Annotated in this window: 15 protein-coding genes; 2 read left to right on the top strand and 13 right to left on the bottom strand. The window is 61.5% G+C overall.

The genetic code is table 11. From position 1 onward, the window contains the following. Position 1 precedes the first annotated feature (1 nt). From pabC to ACLH0H_RS15950, 8 genes are all read right to left on the bottom strand, one after another. Positions 2-817, bottom strand: coding sequence for an aminodeoxychorismate lyase (gene pabC / locus ACLH0H_RS15985; RefSeq protein ID WP_411378736.1), 816 nt, complete (start codon positions 815-817; stop codon positions 2-4). Next, positions 817-2,061 carry a beta-ketoacyl-ACP synthase II gene (gene fabF, locus ACLH0H_RS15980; RefSeq protein WP_186693420.1) on the bottom strand — a complete coding sequence of 415 codons (1,245 nt, stop codon included), beginning with the start codon at positions 2,059-2,061 and terminating at the stop codon, positions 817-819. Before fabF ends, pabC begins: the two co-directional genes overlap by 1 nt. A 129-nt stretch (positions 2,062-2,190) precedes the next feature. Further along, positions 2,191-2,427 carry an acyl carrier protein gene (acpP, locus tag ACLH0H_RS15975; RefSeq protein ID WP_007987170.1) on the bottom strand — a complete coding sequence of 79 codons (237 nt, stop codon included), beginning with the start codon at positions 2,425-2,427 and terminating at the stop codon, positions 2,191-2,193. Positions 2,428-2,618: 191 nt separating this feature from the next. Further along, positions 2,619-3,362 carry a 3-oxoacyl-ACP reductase FabG gene (gene fabG / locus ACLH0H_RS15970; RefSeq protein ID WP_411378735.1) on the bottom strand — a complete coding sequence of 248 codons (744 nt, stop codon included), beginning with the start codon at positions 3,360-3,362 and terminating at the stop codon, positions 2,619-2,621. Positions 3,363-3,393: 31 nt separating this feature from the next. Next, the gene (gene fabD, locus ACLH0H_RS15965) at positions 3,394-4,332 is read right to left on the bottom strand and encodes an ACP S-malonyltransferase (protein WP_021491483.1); all 939 of its coding nucleotides are present in this window, start codon (positions 4,330-4,332) and stop codon (positions 3,394-3,396) included. A 126-nt stretch (positions 4,333-4,458) separates the two neighbouring features. Beyond that, positions 4,459-5,469, bottom strand: a complete 1,011-nt coding sequence (gene plsX, locus ACLH0H_RS15960) for a phosphate acyltransferase PlsX (protein WP_411378734.1) — start codon at positions 5,467-5,469, stop codon at positions 4,459-4,461. A gap of 4 nt (positions 5,470-5,473) precedes the next feature. After that, on the bottom strand, positions 5,474-5,656 hold the full coding sequence (rpmF, locus tag ACLH0H_RS15955; protein ID WP_003179396.1) for a 50S ribosomal protein L32: 183 nt from the start codon (positions 5,654-5,656) through the stop codon (positions 5,474-5,476). Positions 5,657-5,669: 13 nt separating this feature from the next. Further along, positions 5,670-6,200, bottom strand: coding sequence for a YceD family protein (locus ACLH0H_RS15950; protein WP_057721115.1), 531 nt, complete (start codon positions 6,198-6,200; stop codon positions 5,670-5,672). A gap of 105 nt (positions 6,201-6,305) precedes the next feature. Between ACLH0H_RS15950 and ACLH0H_RS15945 the strand changes: the two genes are divergently transcribed. After that, positions 6,306-6,884, top strand: coding sequence for a Maf family protein (locus tag ACLH0H_RS15945; RefSeq protein WP_411378733.1), 579 nt, complete (start codon positions 6,306-6,308; stop codon positions 6,882-6,884). A 148-nt stretch (positions 6,885-7,032) separates the two neighbouring features. Here ACLH0H_RS15945 and ACLH0H_RS15940 read toward each other — a convergent pair whose 3' ends face one another. The 3 genes from ACLH0H_RS15940 to rluC are packed head-to-tail and all read right to left on the bottom strand — an operon-like array spanning position 7,033 to position 9,646. Beyond that, entirely contained in the window at positions 7,033-8,016 is a 984-nt protein-coding gene (locus ACLH0H_RS15940; RefSeq protein ID WP_411378732.1) for a S49 family peptidase, read from the bottom strand. Between the two features lie 21 nt (positions 8,017-8,037). Continuing rightward, entirely contained in the window at positions 8,038-8,700 is a 663-nt protein-coding gene (locus tag ACLH0H_RS15935) for an HAD-IA family hydrolase (protein ID WP_411378731.1), read from the bottom strand. Continuing rightward, a complete protein-coding gene (gene rluC, locus ACLH0H_RS15930; protein ID WP_411378730.1) occupies positions 8,687-9,646 on the bottom strand; it encodes a 23S rRNA pseudouridine(955/2504/2580) synthase RluC in 960 nt (319 codons plus the stop codon). Before rluC ends, ACLH0H_RS15935 begins: the two co-directional genes overlap by 14 nt. 768 nt (positions 9,647-10,414) lie before the next feature. Here rluC and rne point away from each other — a divergent pair. Then, positions 10,415-13,588: a ribonuclease E gene (rne, locus tag ACLH0H_RS15925; RefSeq protein ID WP_411378729.1), complete on the top strand. Its 3,174-nt coding sequence runs from the start codon at positions 10,415-10,417 to the stop codon at positions 13,586-13,588. A gap of 115 nt (positions 13,589-13,703) precedes the next feature. Here the strand turns inward: rne and ACLH0H_RS15920 are convergent, their stop codons facing one another. Next, on the bottom strand, positions 13,704-14,288 hold the full coding sequence (locus ACLH0H_RS15920) for an NTP transferase domain-containing protein (protein ID WP_411378728.1): 585 nt from the start codon (positions 14,286-14,288) through the stop codon (positions 13,704-13,706). Further along, positions 14,285-15,271 carry an XdhC family protein gene (locus ACLH0H_RS15915; RefSeq protein ID WP_411378727.1) on the bottom strand — a complete coding sequence of 329 codons (987 nt, stop codon included), beginning with the start codon at positions 15,269-15,271 and terminating at the stop codon, positions 14,285-14,287. The genes ACLH0H_RS15920 and ACLH0H_RS15915 overlap by 4 nt, the downstream gene beginning before the upstream one ends. Between the last annotated feature and the right edge of the window lie 95 nt (positions 15,272-15,366).

Genomic DNA, 15,366 nt, shown 5'->3' with positions numbered 1-15,366 from the left:
CTCAAATATCCAATAGCGCGCGAACAATGCCCTGCAGTTTACGGGTGAGCGGGCCAACCGGCCAGCTCATCGCAGCGTACCCGCGCACCGGCCAAATGCCATACACACTGTTGCAGACGAAGACTTCGTCGGCCTGCTGCAGCTGTTCAAGACTGATGTCGGCCACGGCCACCGGGAGGCTCAACGTTTGGGCCTGGGCCAGGATCTCGGCACGCATCACCCCGGCAACGCCGCAACGCGTCAGATCAGCGGTTAGTAACAAGCCGTTGCGCACCAGGAACAGGTTGCTGAATACACCCTCGATGACGCGTCCGGACAGATCCAGCATCAAGCCTTCGGCATGCTCAGCGTCCTGCCACTCGGCGCGGGCGATCACCTGCTCCAGGCGATTGAGGTGCTTGAGGCCGGCCAGCAGCGGCTGCTCGGCCAAACGGGTAGCGCATGGAAACAAGCGGATGCCGTCGGTTCCATGGGCGTTGGGATAGGTAGCAGGCGGATTGCCCTGCAAGAGACGGCGCACCGGCGCGCCGGGGTTGACGCCATACCCGCGCAGGCTGTCGCCGCGGGTGAGGATCAACTTGAGAACACCGTCGCCCAGGGCGGCGGCATAGGCCAGCACTTCGCTGCGGACCAGCACGTGATCCACCACCAGTGCGAGCCGCCTGCAACCCTCTTCGAGGCGCTGCAGGTGACGGTCGAGCAGCAGCGGCTGCCCGGCCTTGACGGCGAGGGTCTCGAACAGCCCATCGCCGTACGCCAGGCCACGGTCTTTCAGGGGCACGCTGTCCGCTGGCTGACCGTTGACCCAGCTCTCCATCACTCGGCGAACCGGCGGAACACCAGGGAACCGTTGGTACCGCCAAAACCGAACGAGTTGGAGATCACCACGTCGATCGGCATCGGCTGCGCTTCGTGAGGCACGAAGTTCAGGTCGCAGCCTTCGTCCGGCTCATCGAGGTTGATGGTCGGCGGAGCGACCTGATCCTTGATCGCCATGACGCTGAAAATCGCCTCGACCGCGCCCGCAGCACCCAGCAAATGGCCGGTCATGGACTTGGTGGAGCTGACCGCCAGCTTGTAGGCATGCTCGCCGAACACCGACTTGATGGCTTCGGCTTCCGCCAAATCGCCGGTCGGGGTCGATGTGCCATGGGCGTTGATGTACTGCACCTGGTCCGCATTGACCTTCGCATCACGCAAGGCGTTGGTGATGCAGCGCGCGGCACCGGCACCGTCGGACGGTGGCGAGGTCATGTGGTAGGCGTCGCCGCTCATGCCAAAGCCGATCAGCTCGGCGTAGATGGTGGCGCCACGCGCCTTGGCGTGCTCCAGCTCTTCCAGCACCAGGGCACCGGCGCCGTCGGACAGTACGAAGCCATCACGGCCCTTGTCCCAGGGACGGCTGGCACGGGTCGGCTCGTCGTTGCGGGTCGACAGCGCACGAGATGCGCCGAAGCCGCCCATGCCAAGCCCGCAGGCCGCCATTTCGGCGCCGCCGGCGATCATCACGTCGGCTTCGTCATAGGCGATGTTGCGCGCCGCCATGCCGATGCAGTGCGTGCCGGTGGTGCAGGCCGTGGCAATCGCGTAGTTGGGCCCCTGTGCGCCCAAGTGGATGGACAGGAAACCGGAAATCATGTTGATGATCGAGCCCGGCACGAAGAACGGTGAAATTCGACGGGGGCCGGAATCGTGCAACGTGCGGCTGGTTTCTTCGATATTGGTCAAACCGCCAATACCCGACCCCATGGCCACACCGATGCGCTCACGGTTGGCGTCGGTGACTTCCAGGCCGGCGTTACGTACCGCCTGGAAACCGGCCGCCAGGCCGTATTGAATGAACAGGTCGAGCTTGCGGGACTCCTTGATCGAGAGATATTCCTCGACATTGAAGCCCTTTACCGAGCCGCCAAAACGGGTGGAATAGGCAGAAAGGTCCGTGTGTTCGATCAGACCAATACCACTGCGGCCAGCCAGAATGCCCTGCCAACTGCTTGGCACATCCGTGCCCAGTGGCGACAACATACCCATACCGGTGACTACGACGCGTCTACGCGACACAGCACTCTCCTTTTTCTTGATGACGACACTGTGCATCAGAACCGACTTTTCATCAGTGCTTAAAGAAAAAACCGCACGCCGTTACAGCAGTGCGGTTTTTCCCTGACAGCAAGCGACGACTACAAACTATTACGCCTGGTGGGCGGTAACGTAGTCGATAGCAGCTTGAACAGTAGTGATTTTTTCAGCTTCTTCGTCCGGGATTTCGGTCTCGAATTCCTCTTCCAGAGCCATCACCAGCTCAACGGTGTCAAGGGAATCGGCACCCAGGTCTTCTACGAAGGAAGCCGTGTTGACCACTTCTTCTTCCTTAACGCCCAATTGCTCGGCGACGATTTTCTTGACGCGCTCTTCGATGGTGCTCATACCTTGTTTAACTCCTAATGGACAAATTCAGGCAGCTGGCCAGTGGGTAAGTGTATAGAAAGCCATTTCAGCTTTTCAACTGAAAGCTTTACCCTGTACCCGGTCGGCCACCTGCCTATAAATTAAGTTGCAGCTTTATAACGGATTTTAGACAGCTCGTATGACATTTTTTTGAAGCGATCCGTCACAATTTAACTCATATACATCCCGCCGTTCACCGGGATTGTAGCCCCAGTCACGTATGCCGCACCGTCGGATGCCAGGAAAGTGACCACATTCGCGATCTCTTGAGCCTGGCCCAGGCGGCCCAGCGGAATCTGCGCCAGCAAGGCGTCACGCTGTGCTGACGGCAGTTCACGGGTCATATCGGTGTCGATGAACCCTGGGGCCACCGAATTGACCGTAATCGCCCGCGAACCGACTTCACGCGCCAATGCACGGCTGAAACCTTCCAGACCGGCCTTGGCGGATGCGTAGTTTACTTGGCCTGCGTTGCCCATGGCACCCACTACGGAGCCAATATTGATAATTCGACCCCAACGCGCCTTGGTCATGCCACGCAAAACGCCCTTGGACAGGCGAAACAGACTGTTCAAGTTGGTATCGACCACGTCGTACCATTCGTCGTCTTTCATGCGCATCACCAGGTTATCGCGGGTGATACCGGCGTTATTCACCAGAATGGCCGGCGCGCCGAACTGTGCAGTGATCGCGGCCAGTACCGCGGCCACGGACTCATCGCTGGTCACGTTCAGTTCAAGGCCGGTGCCTTGTACGCCGTTTTCCTTCAGGGTCGCGGCGATACGCTCGGCGCCTGAGGCGGAGGTGGCGGTGCCGATCACCACGGCACCCTGACGGCCCAGCTCCAGGGCGATCGCCTGGCCAATGCCACGGCTGGCGCCGGTAACCAGTGCAACTTTACCTTGCAGACTCATGCAGGCTTCTCCTAAGTTCGGAAATTAAGGCTCAGGCCAGGGCTGCACGAGCGGCAGCAAAGGCGTCAGGTGTATTGAGGTTGGCCGTCGACACGCCGTCGGCGCAGCGCTTGTTCAAGCCGGCCAGGACCTTGCCCGGGCCGCACTCGACCAATTCAGTGGCGCCATTGGCGGCCAGGGTCTGCACCGATTCAACCCAGCGTACGGGCTTGTAGAGCTGCTCCAGCAGGTCGCGCTTGAGGGTGTCGAGGTCGGCGGCCACGGCAGCGCTGACGTTCTGCACCAGCGGAATCTGCGGCGCCTGCCAGTTGATGGCGGCGATGGACTCGGCAAACCGCTCGGCCGCCGGGCGCATCAGCTCGCAGTGGGACGGCACGCTTACCGGCAACGGCAAGGCACGCTTGGCACCACGCGCCTTGCAGCCTTCGATGGCGCGCTCGACCGCCGCCTTGGCACCGGCGATGACCACCTGGCCAGGGGAATTGAAATTCACCGCGCTGACCACTTCACCCTGCGCCGCTTCGGCACAGGCCTCAATGACTACGGCGTCGTCCAGGCCCAGGATAGCGGCCATGCCGCCCTGCCCGGCCGGAACGGCTTCCTGCATCAATTGGCCACGACGCTCGACCAGCTTGACCGCCTCACCGAGGGTCAGGCTGCCCGCCGCCACCAGGGCGCTGTACTCGCCCAGGCTGTGACCGGCCACGAATGCCGGGCGCGCGCCGCCTTCAGCCAGCCACAAGCGCCACAGGGCGATCGAGGCGGTCAGGATGGCCGGCTGGGTTTTATCGGTTTGATTGAGCTGCTCTTCCGGCCCCTGCTGAGTCAGCGCCCACAGGTCGTAACCCAGGGCGTCGGAAGCTTCCTTGAAGGTGTCCAGGATCAGCGGGTATTGCGCGCCCAGCTCGGCCAACATACCGAGGGACTGCGAACCCTGCCCTGGGAAGACGAATGCGAGGGATGTAGACATGTAACAAGCCCCTAATGATCTGGTCGTCAAAAATGCGCACGCCTACGGTGGGCGCGCACGAAACTGACAGATTGGATGGTCAATTGAACTGGCCGGTCACATTTAAGCACTCCCGGGCCGATTCGCCTAAGGCAACAGGTCCTCGAGACGGCCACGCAAGCGTTGCGGCAAGTTTTCCTGAATCTCGATCACGGCCCGCGCAATCGCGCTCTGAAAGCCTTCGACGCCTGCCGAGCCATGGCTTTTTACAACAATGCCCTGCAACCCCAGAAAACTCGCGCCATTGTGCCGCGCCGGGGCCAGGTCGGCCTGCAGGCGGCGCATCAACGGCAGCGCCAGGGCGCCGACCGCACGCGAGATCAGGTTCTGCTTGAACAGGGCCTCGATACGCGTGGCAATCATGGTCGCCAGGCCTTCGCTGGACTTGAGCAGGATGTTGCCGACAAACCCGTCGCACACCACCACATCGGCTTCGCCCCGGTACAAACCATCACCTTCGACAAAACCGATGTAGTTCAAGCCCCGCGCGCCCTGCAACAACGCAGCGGCGAGCTTGACCTGCTGATTACCCTTGATGTCTTCGGTGCCGATGTTCAACAAGGCCACCCGCGGACGGGCCACGCCCAGTGCTTCGGCGGCCACGGAGCCCATCACGGCGAACTGGTACAGGTGCTCGGCACTGCAATCGACGTTCGCACCCAGGTCCAGCAACTGGCAGTAGCCTTTCTGCGTCGGAATCGCCGCCACCATCGCCGGCCGGTCAATGCCGGGCAAGGTCTTGAGCACAAACCGAGACAATGCCATCAAGGCCCCGGTATTGCCGGCGCTGACACAGGCCTGCACCTTGCCGTCGCGCAACAGCTCCAGGGCCACCCGCATCGAAGAGTCAGGCTTGCCGCGCAGGGCTGCCGCCGGCTTTTCATCCATGGTGATGGTTTCGCTGGCCGGCGTAATCGTCAGGCGCGCGCGATCCACCGCCGGATGGCTGGCAATCAATGATTCAAGTAAGGAGGGTTGACCGACGAGGGTCAGGTGCAGCGAAGGTGTTGCAGCCAGGCTGGCAATGCAGGCCTGAACAATGCTGCGGGGACCGAAGTCCCCGCCCATTGCGTCTATCGCGATGACTAGAGCAGACAAGTGATTACTCGTCAGCGCCCTTGTCGATCACTTTACGGCCACGGTATACGCCTTCTGGCGATACGTGGTGACGCAGGTGAACTTCACCGGTGGTCTTTTCCACGGACAGGGTGCTAGCCTCGAGAGCGTCGTGCGAACGGCGCATGTCACGGGCGGAGCGGGATTTTTTGTTCTGCTGAACAGCCATAATTGATTAACTCCTAAACGTTTGGGTCACGCTTTAACTGCGCCAATACACTGAACGGGTTGGACCGCGTTACCTCGTCCTCGCTCGGTTCGGGCTCGTCATCGAGGCCCGCCGGCTGCTGGCATTCTTCCGGATGATGAGCAGGCACAATGGGCAAGGCGAGCAAAAGCTCCTCCTCGATCAGTGCATGCAGATCCAAAGGATCTTCGCCCAGTTCCAGCACGTCATAACCTTTCGGCAACGACTGGGTATTCGCACCCTCCTTCACCACGGCATAACTGCACTCGCTGTGGATCGGCAGGGTGACCAGCTCAAGACAACGCTGGCAAACCATTTTGACTTCGGTGTCGATAAGGCTGTGGATCACCACAGATTTACGTTCATCTCGTTCAAAAACGAATTTGGCCTGGACCGCACCGACAGTGTCGGAAAGCGAGTCGCAGAGTCTCTCCAAATCGGCCAGCGGCAATTCACCTTGAAGGGAAGTGCCACGATCAGCCAATTTGCGCGGGTCAACGTGAGGTGGAATCGGGTCATTCAACATAGGCGCAGCATTATAGGGATGCACCCGGCCATGTCAAAGGAAATTCAGCCCTGTGCGTCAGCCGGTCGCCCCGCTAGAATCCGTGGCCGCCCAGAGGAGACGCCCATGCTGCCTTTATTACTCGCATCCAGCTCGGTTTATCGCCGGGAATTGCTCAGCCGCCTGCACCTGCCATTCATCTGCAGCTCGCCGGATATCGACGAAAGCCATCGCGAAAATGAATCCGCTGAGGAGCTGGTCAAGCGCCTGGCCGAACAGAAGGCGCGGGCATTGGCTGCCAGTCATCCAGGGCACCTGATCATCGGTTCGGATCAAGTCGCCGCGCTGGACGGTCGCATTATCGGCAAGCCCCACACCTTCGAGAACGCCCGTGAACAGCTGCTGGCCGCCAGCGGCAAGCGCGTGAGCTTCCTCACCGGGTTAGCGCTGCTGAACAGCGAGACAGGGCACTGCCAGGTCGATTGCGTTTCTTTTACCGTGCACATGCGCGAGCTGGATGCAAAGCGCATCGAACGCTACCTGCGGATCGAGCAACCGTACGACTGCGCGGGCAGTTTCAAGGCTGAAGGACTGGGGGTGAGCCTGTTTCAGAGTACCGAAGGGCCTGACGCTACCAGCCTGGTCGGCCTGCCGCTGATTCGCTTGGTGGACATGCTCCTGGCCGAAGGCGTACAAATCCCCTAAGAACACCACAAAACCAATGTGGGAGCGGGCTTGCTCGCGAATGCGTTGAATCAGTCGCTATAAATGTCGACTGGTAGACCGCTTTCGCGAGCAAGTCGAATCGTCGCACCGCCGCTCCCACATTTTGAACGGCGTCAGCGCTGAAATATCAGCGCAGCGTCGGGCCCTGGAAGCCCATGTACAACGCCAGCTTTTCAGCCACGCTCGAACCAAGCTTCTTGGAGAACCGATCAAACGGCGATTCCTCAACCGTGAAATCCACCAACTCCTTCTCGCCAACCACATCCCGCGCCACCGAACTGGCACTGCCCAAAGCGTCGACCAAGCCCAGCGGCAACGCCTGCTCGCCGGTCCAGACCAGCCCGGAGAACAATTCCGGATGGTCTTTATCCTTCAACCGATCACCGCGCCCCTGCTTCACGCTGGCAATGAACTGGCGATGGGTGGTGTCGAGCACGCCCTGCCAGAACTGGGTTTCATCGGCCTTCTGCGGCTGGAACGGGTCAAGGAACGCCTTGTGCTCGCCCGAGGTGTAGATGCGCCGTTCCACGCCCAGCTTCTCCATGGTGCCGACAAAACCGTAACCGGCCGCCGTCACGCCAATGGAACCCACCAGGCTGGCCTTGTCGGCGTAGATCTGGTCCGCGGCGCTGGCAATGTAATAGGCACCCGAGGCGCCCAGGTCGGCAATCACCGCGTACAGCTTGATCTCCGGGTGCAGGCCGCGCAGGCGGCGAATTTCGTCGTACACATAACCCGACTGCACCGGACTGCCGCCCGGGCTGTTGATGCGCAGGATCACGCCCTTGACCTTGGGGTCTTCAAACGCCGCCCGCAAGCTGCTGACGATATTGTCGGCACTGGCAGGCTCCTTGTCGGCGATCACACCGCGCACTTCGATCAACGCGGTATAACCGGCGCCACGGGTCGCGCTTTTTTCCATGTCCATCAGCGGACTGAACAGCACCAGCATGGCGATCAGCCAAGTAAACGTCAGCAGCTTGAAGAAAATCCCCCAACGCCGCGCGCGGCGCTGCTCCTGGACACTGGCCAGGAGGGTTTTCTCCAGCAGCTTCCAGCTCTTGTCATCACCGCTTTCAGCCTTTTCGGGCGCTTTCCACTCGTCACTCATGCCATCAACCCCAGCAAAGACTTATAGAGCCCGGCTGAGCCAGGCCTGCAATTCGGAAAAATGATCAATCGTCAGCCTGGGCTCATAGCGCTGCAAGGCCTCGGCAGACTGGGCGCCATAGCTGACCGCCACGCTGTCCATGCCTGCATTGCGCGCCATCATCAGGTCAAAGGAAGCATCGCCCACCATCAAGGCCTGGCGCGGCGATACACCGCAGTGCGCCAGGATCTGCTCCAGCATCAGAGGGTGAGGCTTGCTGGCAGTTTCATCGGCGGCACGGGTGATATCGAAATAATCCTCCCACCCATGGGCCTTGAGCACTCGATCCAGCCCGCGACGGGCCTTGCCGGTGGCGATTGCCAGGTGATAGCCCTCGGCACGGAACGCCTCCAGGGATTGCACCACACCCTCGAACAGCGGCGAGGGCTCAGCTTCCAGGGCAATGTAATGTTCGGCGTAGTGCTCACGGAACACGACCAGCTCGGTGTCGCTGATCTCAGGATACAAGCTGCGAATCGCCTCAGGCAGTCCAAGGCCGATGATGCCCTTGACCGCGAAGTCGCTGCACAGGTCGAAACCCGAGCGGGTCGAGGCCACGTGCATCGATTCGACGATACGCCCGATGGAGTTGGCCAGTGTTCCGTCCCAGTCGAAAATCAGCAGTTTGTAATCAAGGTGCGACACTCAAGCGCTCCACGGTCTTGGCCCACATATCATCGACCGGCGCCTGCAACTTCAATTCGCCGCCATCGGGCAGCGGCACGGTAAGCATGTAGGCATGCAGGAACAGGCGCTTGCCGCCCAGGTCGCGGATCTCCCTGGAGAAATCCTCGTCGCCGTATTTGGTATCGCCCGCAATGCTGTGGCCCGCGTGCAGGGTGTGCACGCGAATCTGGTGGGTGCGCCCCGTGACCGGCTTGGCCTCCACCATCGTGGCGAAGTCACCGAAACGACGCAGCACCTTGAACAGGGTCAGGGCCTCCTTGCCCTCCTCGTCCACTTCGACCATGCGCTCGCCGGAACGCAGGTTGCTCTTCTGCAACGGCGCGCGGACGCTTTTGATCGAGCTGGCCCAGTTGCCGCGCACCAGCGCCATGTAGCGCTTGTCGACGCCATCGCCGCGCAGGGCGGTGTGCAGATGGCGCAACATGCTGCGTTTCTTGGCGATCATCAGCAGGCCGGATGTGTCGCGGTCCAGACGATGGACCAGCTCCAGCTCCTTGGCATCAGGGCGCAACTGCCGAAAGGCTTCGATCACGCCGAACGTCAGGCCGCTGCCGCCGTGAACCGCAATGCCGCAGGGCTTGTTGATCACGATGAGTTTGTTATCTTCGAACACGATCGACGCTTCCAGGCGCTGCAACAGGCCCTGGGCCAATGGCACGGGCTCGTCGCGCTCAGGCACGCGCACCGGCGGCACACGGACGATATCGCCCGCCTGCAGCTTGTACTCGGGCTTGATGCGGCCCTTGTTCACCCGCACTTCACCTTTACGCAAGATGCGGTAGATCAAGGTCTTGGGCACGCCTTTGAGCCTGGCCAGGAGAAAATTATCGATGCGTTGGCCGGCATATTCCGGCGAGACCTCGAGCAGCTGGACGCTGGGGGTCTGGGGGGCGGTAGTGGTCATGGCGGCGATGATAACAATTTTTTATGGAATTGAAGCACTTAATCATTGCTGCTATAGTCGCGAACGCCGCCAAAAGCGGCCTGGACAGAGGACTTGCGGCAAACTGCCGGCCCTGACCATCGCAATTCATCAGGACGCGAGGCCGTCCTACGGGGTGTTCGCCACCTTGGAAGGCTCAGGATTGTAACGAGCGCAGGTGACATGAGGCCTGAAGCGAGTGCGATACGCAGGGTGAATACTCGCGTGTTGCGCCGATATTTACGGCCAGTTCACAAAGTGCAGTCAGTCTTGGACCAGACCATGGCGAATGCTTCGGAAACAACGCCTGTTAAGAGCCGGGTGAGAGCGCAATCGCCCACACCCGGTCTTGTTTAGCCATGAGCGTGGACTCCCCATTGGAGAACACGGTAAATGCCAACCCGCTGCGGATTCTGCGCGCGGCAGCACCCGAATTATCAGGGATACGTGTAGGGTGGAGATGCACAACCGTCGGACCGTGTAGCACTAGGCTTATATTTAGACGCTTCATCTCGTCCACAGTCGCCGGTTGATTCCTCCTCCTGACCTTAGCTTTTGTTGAAGTGGTGCCTTTGTCACCACCGCTAACAAGCAGGACGCGTCCGTCGCGATACCGGCCCAATTGGCCTGTTATTGCTGGACACTGGAGTGGCCAACCACTCTTGACGCACCTGACACCGACCGTGAGAAGTCGTGTGTGCCGAACGCCGTTTCCGGCAGCCCGGAAACCGACGGTACAACATGAAAAGAATGCTGATTAACGCAACTCAACCCGAAGAGTTGCGTGTTGCGCTGGTAGATGGCCAACGCCTCTACGACCTGGACATCGAGTCCGGTGCACGCGAGCAAAAGAAGGCCAACATCTATAAAGGCCGGATTACTCGCATCGAACCAAGCCTTGAGGCTGCCTTTGTCGATTTCGGCTCCGAGCGCCACGGCTTCCTGCCCCTCAAAGAAATCTCCCGCGAGTACTTCAAGAAAGCCCCTGAAGGCCGCGTCAACATCAAGGACGTCCTGAGCGAAGGCCAGGAAGTCATCGTCCAGGTCGAAAAAGAAGAACGTGGCAACAAGGGCGCTGCCCTGACCACCTTCATCAGCCTCGCCGGCCGCTACCTGGTCCTGATGCCGAACAACCCACGTGCCGGCGGTATTTCCCGCCGCATCGAAGGCGAAGAGCGCAATGAACTGCGCGAAGCGCTGAACGGCCTGGTCGCCCCCGCCGACATGGGCCTGATCGTTCGCACTGCCGGCCTTGGCCGCAGCAGCGAAGAAATGCAGTGGGACCTCGATTACCTGCTGCAACTGTGGACCGCCATCAAGGAAGCGTCCCTGGATCGTTCCGCGCCGTTCCTGATCTACCAGGAAAGCAACGTGATCATCCGCGCGATCCGCGATTACCTGCGCCAGGACATCGGCGAAGTGCTGATCGACAGCGTTGAAGCCCAGGACGAAGCCCTGACCTTCATCCGCCAGGTGATGCCGCAGTACGCCAGCAAGATCAAGCTGTACGAAGACAGCGTTCCGCTGTTCAACCGTTTCCAGATCGAAAGCCAGATCGAGACCGCCTTCCAGCGCGTGGTCGAACTGCCTTCCGGCGGCTCCATCGTGATCGACCCGACCGAAGCCCTGGTGTCCATCGACATCAACTCGGCGCGTGCGACCAAAGGCAGCGACATCGAAGAAACCGCCCTGCAGACCAACCTGGAAGCGGCTGAAGAAATCGCCCGCCAGCTGCGCCTGCGTGACATCGGCGGCCTGATCGTGATCGACTTCATCGACATGACCCCCGCCAAGAACCAGCGCGCCGTGGAAGAAAAAGTCCGCGAATGCCTGGAAGCCGACCGTGCCCGCGTGCAAGTCGGCCGTATCTCGCGCTTCGGCCTGCTGGAAATGTCCCGCCAGCGCCTGCGTCCATCCCTGGGCGAAAGCAGCGGCATCGTCTGCCCGCGTTGCAACGGCACCGGCATCATCCGTGACGTTGAATCGCTGTCGCTCGCGATCCTGCGCCTGATCGAAGAAGAAGCCCTGAAAGACCGCACCGCCGAAGTCCGCGCGCAAGTGCCGATCCCGGTTGCTGCGTTCCTGCTCAACGAAAAACGCAATTCCATTACCAAGATCGAACTGCGCACCCGTGCCCGTATCGTCATCCTGCCGAACGATCACCTCGAAACGCCGCACTTCGAAGTGCAGCGCCTGCGCGATGACAGCCCGGAAGCCCACAGCGGCCAGTCCAGCTACGAAATCGCCGCTGCCGCCGCCGAAGTGGAAGAAGTGCAGCCGGCCGCCGCGACCCGCACCCTGGTTCGCCAGGAAGCTGCCGTGAAGACCGCGCCGGCCCGTGCCAACGCGCCAATGCCGGTTGAAGCCGCCGCTCCGGTTGCCGCACCGGCCGCGATGCCTGAGCCAAGCCTGTTCAAGGGCCTGGTGAAGTCCCTGGTCAGCCTGTTCGCCACCAAGGAAGAGCCCGCCGCTCCGGTCGTGGTTGAAAAACCTGCCGCCGAGCGTCCGGCGCGCAACGAAGAGCGTCGCAACGGCCGCCAGCAGAGCCGCAACCGCAACGGCCGTCGTGACGAAGAGCGCAAGCCGCGCGAAGAACGTGCGCCGCGTGAAGAGCGCGTCCCACGTGAAGAACGCGCACCTCGCGAAGCCCGTGAAGAAACGCCAGCCGCAGCCCGCGAAGAACGTGCACCACGTGAAGAGCGCGCACCACGTGCCCCACGCGCTCCGCGTGAAGACCGCAAGCCACGTGGCGAGCGTGAAGAGCGCGTGCGCGAACTGCGCGAGCCGCTGGACGCCGCCCCAGCCGTTGCCGGTGGCGCCGTTGCTGCAGAAGAACGTCCGGCTCGCCAGCCGCGGGAAGAACGTGCGCCACGTGAAGAACGTCAACCTCGCGCTCCGCGTGAAGAGCGTCAACCACGTGCCGAACAAACCACCGCGGCCAGCGAAGAAGAAGAGCTGTTGGCCGGCGAAGAGCAACTGCAGGAAGACGGTCAGGACAACGCCGAAGGCGATCGTCCACGCCGCCGCTCCCGTGGCCAGCGTCGTCGCAGCAACCGTCGTGAGCGCCAGCGTGATGCCAATGGCAACGTGATCGAAGGCTCCGAAGAAGCCGGCGAACACGCAGAAGCAACCAGCAACGAACCGACTGGCGCCGAACTGGCTGCCGGCCTGGCCGTTACCCCTGCCGTTGCCAGCACGGTCATCAGCGCACCGGCTGAAGCCCAGGCTCACGAACAGGCTGAACGCGCTACCGCGGCTATTGAAGAAACCGCGGTTGTGCAAGCACCTGCTGCCGACACACCTGCTGCTGACACCCCAGTGGCTGAAACGCTGGCTGTTGAAGCGCCTGCCGTTGAAGCTCCAGTGGTTGAAGCACCGGTTGTCGAAGCGACTACCCCGATCGAAGCGCCAGTCGTTCCGGAAGTGGAAGTTGCACAGGCGCCGCACGCCCAGCCGGAAGTTGAAGTGGCCGCTGCAGAACCCGCCACCGTGGTTGAGCCTGAGCCAGTGGTTGAAGCACCGGTAGTCGAAGCCGTCCCAGAAGTGCGTCACGCTTTTGAAGAAAAGCGCGAAGAACAGACCGCCTTCCAATGGACTGCCGAGCCTGCCGCTGCGGTTGAAGCGCCCGCCCCTGCCCCGGTGGTAGAGGAAGCGCCGGCACCGGTTGCCGAGGTCGAGGTTGTCGAGCCTGCCCCGGCGGTTGAGCCCGCTCCGTTCGTAGAACCTGCGCCCGTTGTCGAAGCGCCGGTGGAAGCCGAAGTGGTTGCGCCAGTGGTTGAGGCCGCACCGGCCAGCGCCCTGACCGAAAACGGCCGTGCGCCGAACGATCCACGTGAAGTGCGTCGTCGTCGCAAGGAAGCTGAGGCAGCTGCTGCTGCGGCGGCGGCACGGGAAGCAGAGCACGAGACCAAACCGCTCGCCTGATTCCAACCGCTGTAAAAAAGCCCCGCCTGAGTGATCAGGCGGGGCTTTTTTATGCCAGTCTTGAAGCTGGTGGAATTCAAGTGTAGGAGCGGGCTTGCTCGCTCCCACAGTTGGATCATCTGAAATTCAACAAATGTGGCACGTCCACATCCCACAACACACCGGGATCATCTACCAGCACCTGCGTCACCGCAGCCTGGGCAAACAGAGACTTGGCCCCACGATCCCCCGTCAACCCCATCAAGCCCGGCCCACACGCTCGGCCAAACGCCACAGGATGACCATACCGACCCTCCTGCACCGGTACGCTGATGCCATCGTCCTCCAGCCCATCGATCACCCGCTCAATGCTCGATGGCTGAATAAACGGCATATCCCCGAGTACAACCAGCCAACCGTCCACAGAGCCGCTGGCGGCCACCGCTGCCGCAATACTCTCGCCCATACCGGCCGAGCGCAGCAGCAGCACTTCGCAGCCATACGCTTGGGCCAATCGAATGACTTCCGTTCGCTGCGGTGATGTCACCACCCAGCGCCTTGCGATACACCCGGGCAGGTTCACCAGCACCTGCTCGATCACCGGCCGAGTCACGCCATCCAGGCCGACACAATCAGCCAACAACTTATCCCGATCTGCCCCCGCTGCGGCGCGGAAACGACTGCCCTGCCCCGCCGCCAGTACAATCGCCGTCACTGTCACTCGGCTACCACCGGCAACGGTTTCTTCTGCATCGGCGCCACGCCGTTCTTGATCGCGACGATTTCCGCCATCAGCGATAATGCGATTTCCGACGGGGTGTGGCTGCCGATATGCAAACCGATCGGCCCGTGCAGACGCGCAATCGCCTGCGCCGACAGCCCCAGTACCGCGAGGTTTTCCCGGCGTTTCTGGCTGTTGACCCTGGAACCGAGCGCACCGATGTAGAACGCGCTGGAATTGAGCGCCGTCAGCAGCGCCATATCGTCCAGGCGCGGGTCATGGGTGAGGCAGACAATGGCCGTGCGCTCATCGGTCTGAATGTTAAGCACCGCTTCATCGGGCATGCCTGGTACAAAACGGCCGTGCTGTTCTTCCCAGCCGTAGACGAACTCTTCGCGTGGGTCGCAGATCAGCACTTCGAAATCCAGCAAGCGTGCCATTTCGGCCACGTAGCGCGACAGTTGCCCGGCACCGATCAGCAGCAGGCGCCAGCGTGGGCCGTAGATCGCACGCAGGCGTTCGCCATCAAAGCTCACCACGTCGGTCTTGCTCGCGCTGCTCAAGGTGACTTGGCCGCTGGCCAGGTCCAGCTCACGTGCGACGATCTGATGATCTTCACAGCGCGCCAGCAACTCCGCGACCCACGCCCACTCATCCACACGCTCCTCGGTCAGGCGCAGCGTACCGCCACACGGCAGGCCAAAACGCGCAGCCTCATCACGGGTGACCCCGTAGGTCACCAACTGCACCGGCGGCCCGTCTTCAGGCAATCGGCCATCCTGCAGTCGCGCGATCAAGTCATCCTCGATGCAACCACCCGACACCGAGCCAATCACCACCCCGTCGCCACGCAACGCCAGCATTGCCCCCGGCGGGCGCGGCGCGCTGCCCCAGGTCTGCACCACGCTGTACAACACCACGCGATGCCCGGCGCGACGCCATTCGAGCACGCTACGCAGGACATTCAGATCCACACTGTCCACACAACCTCCTGCAAGCGTTTCAACCGATTCACTTACTGTAAAACAAAAGCCACTGACGTGATGTGCCGGAAACGCAAAAGCCCCGAACCAGTCGG

Source organism: Pseudomonas sp. MPB26 (assembly GCF_046605355.1).
Taxonomy (GTDB): Bacteria; Pseudomonadota; Gammaproteobacteria; order Pseudomonadales; family Pseudomonadaceae; genus Aquipseudomonas; species Aquipseudomonas cedrina.
Note: the sequence above shows the minus strand (reverse complement) of the source record. Positions and strands in the feature narration are given on the sequence as shown.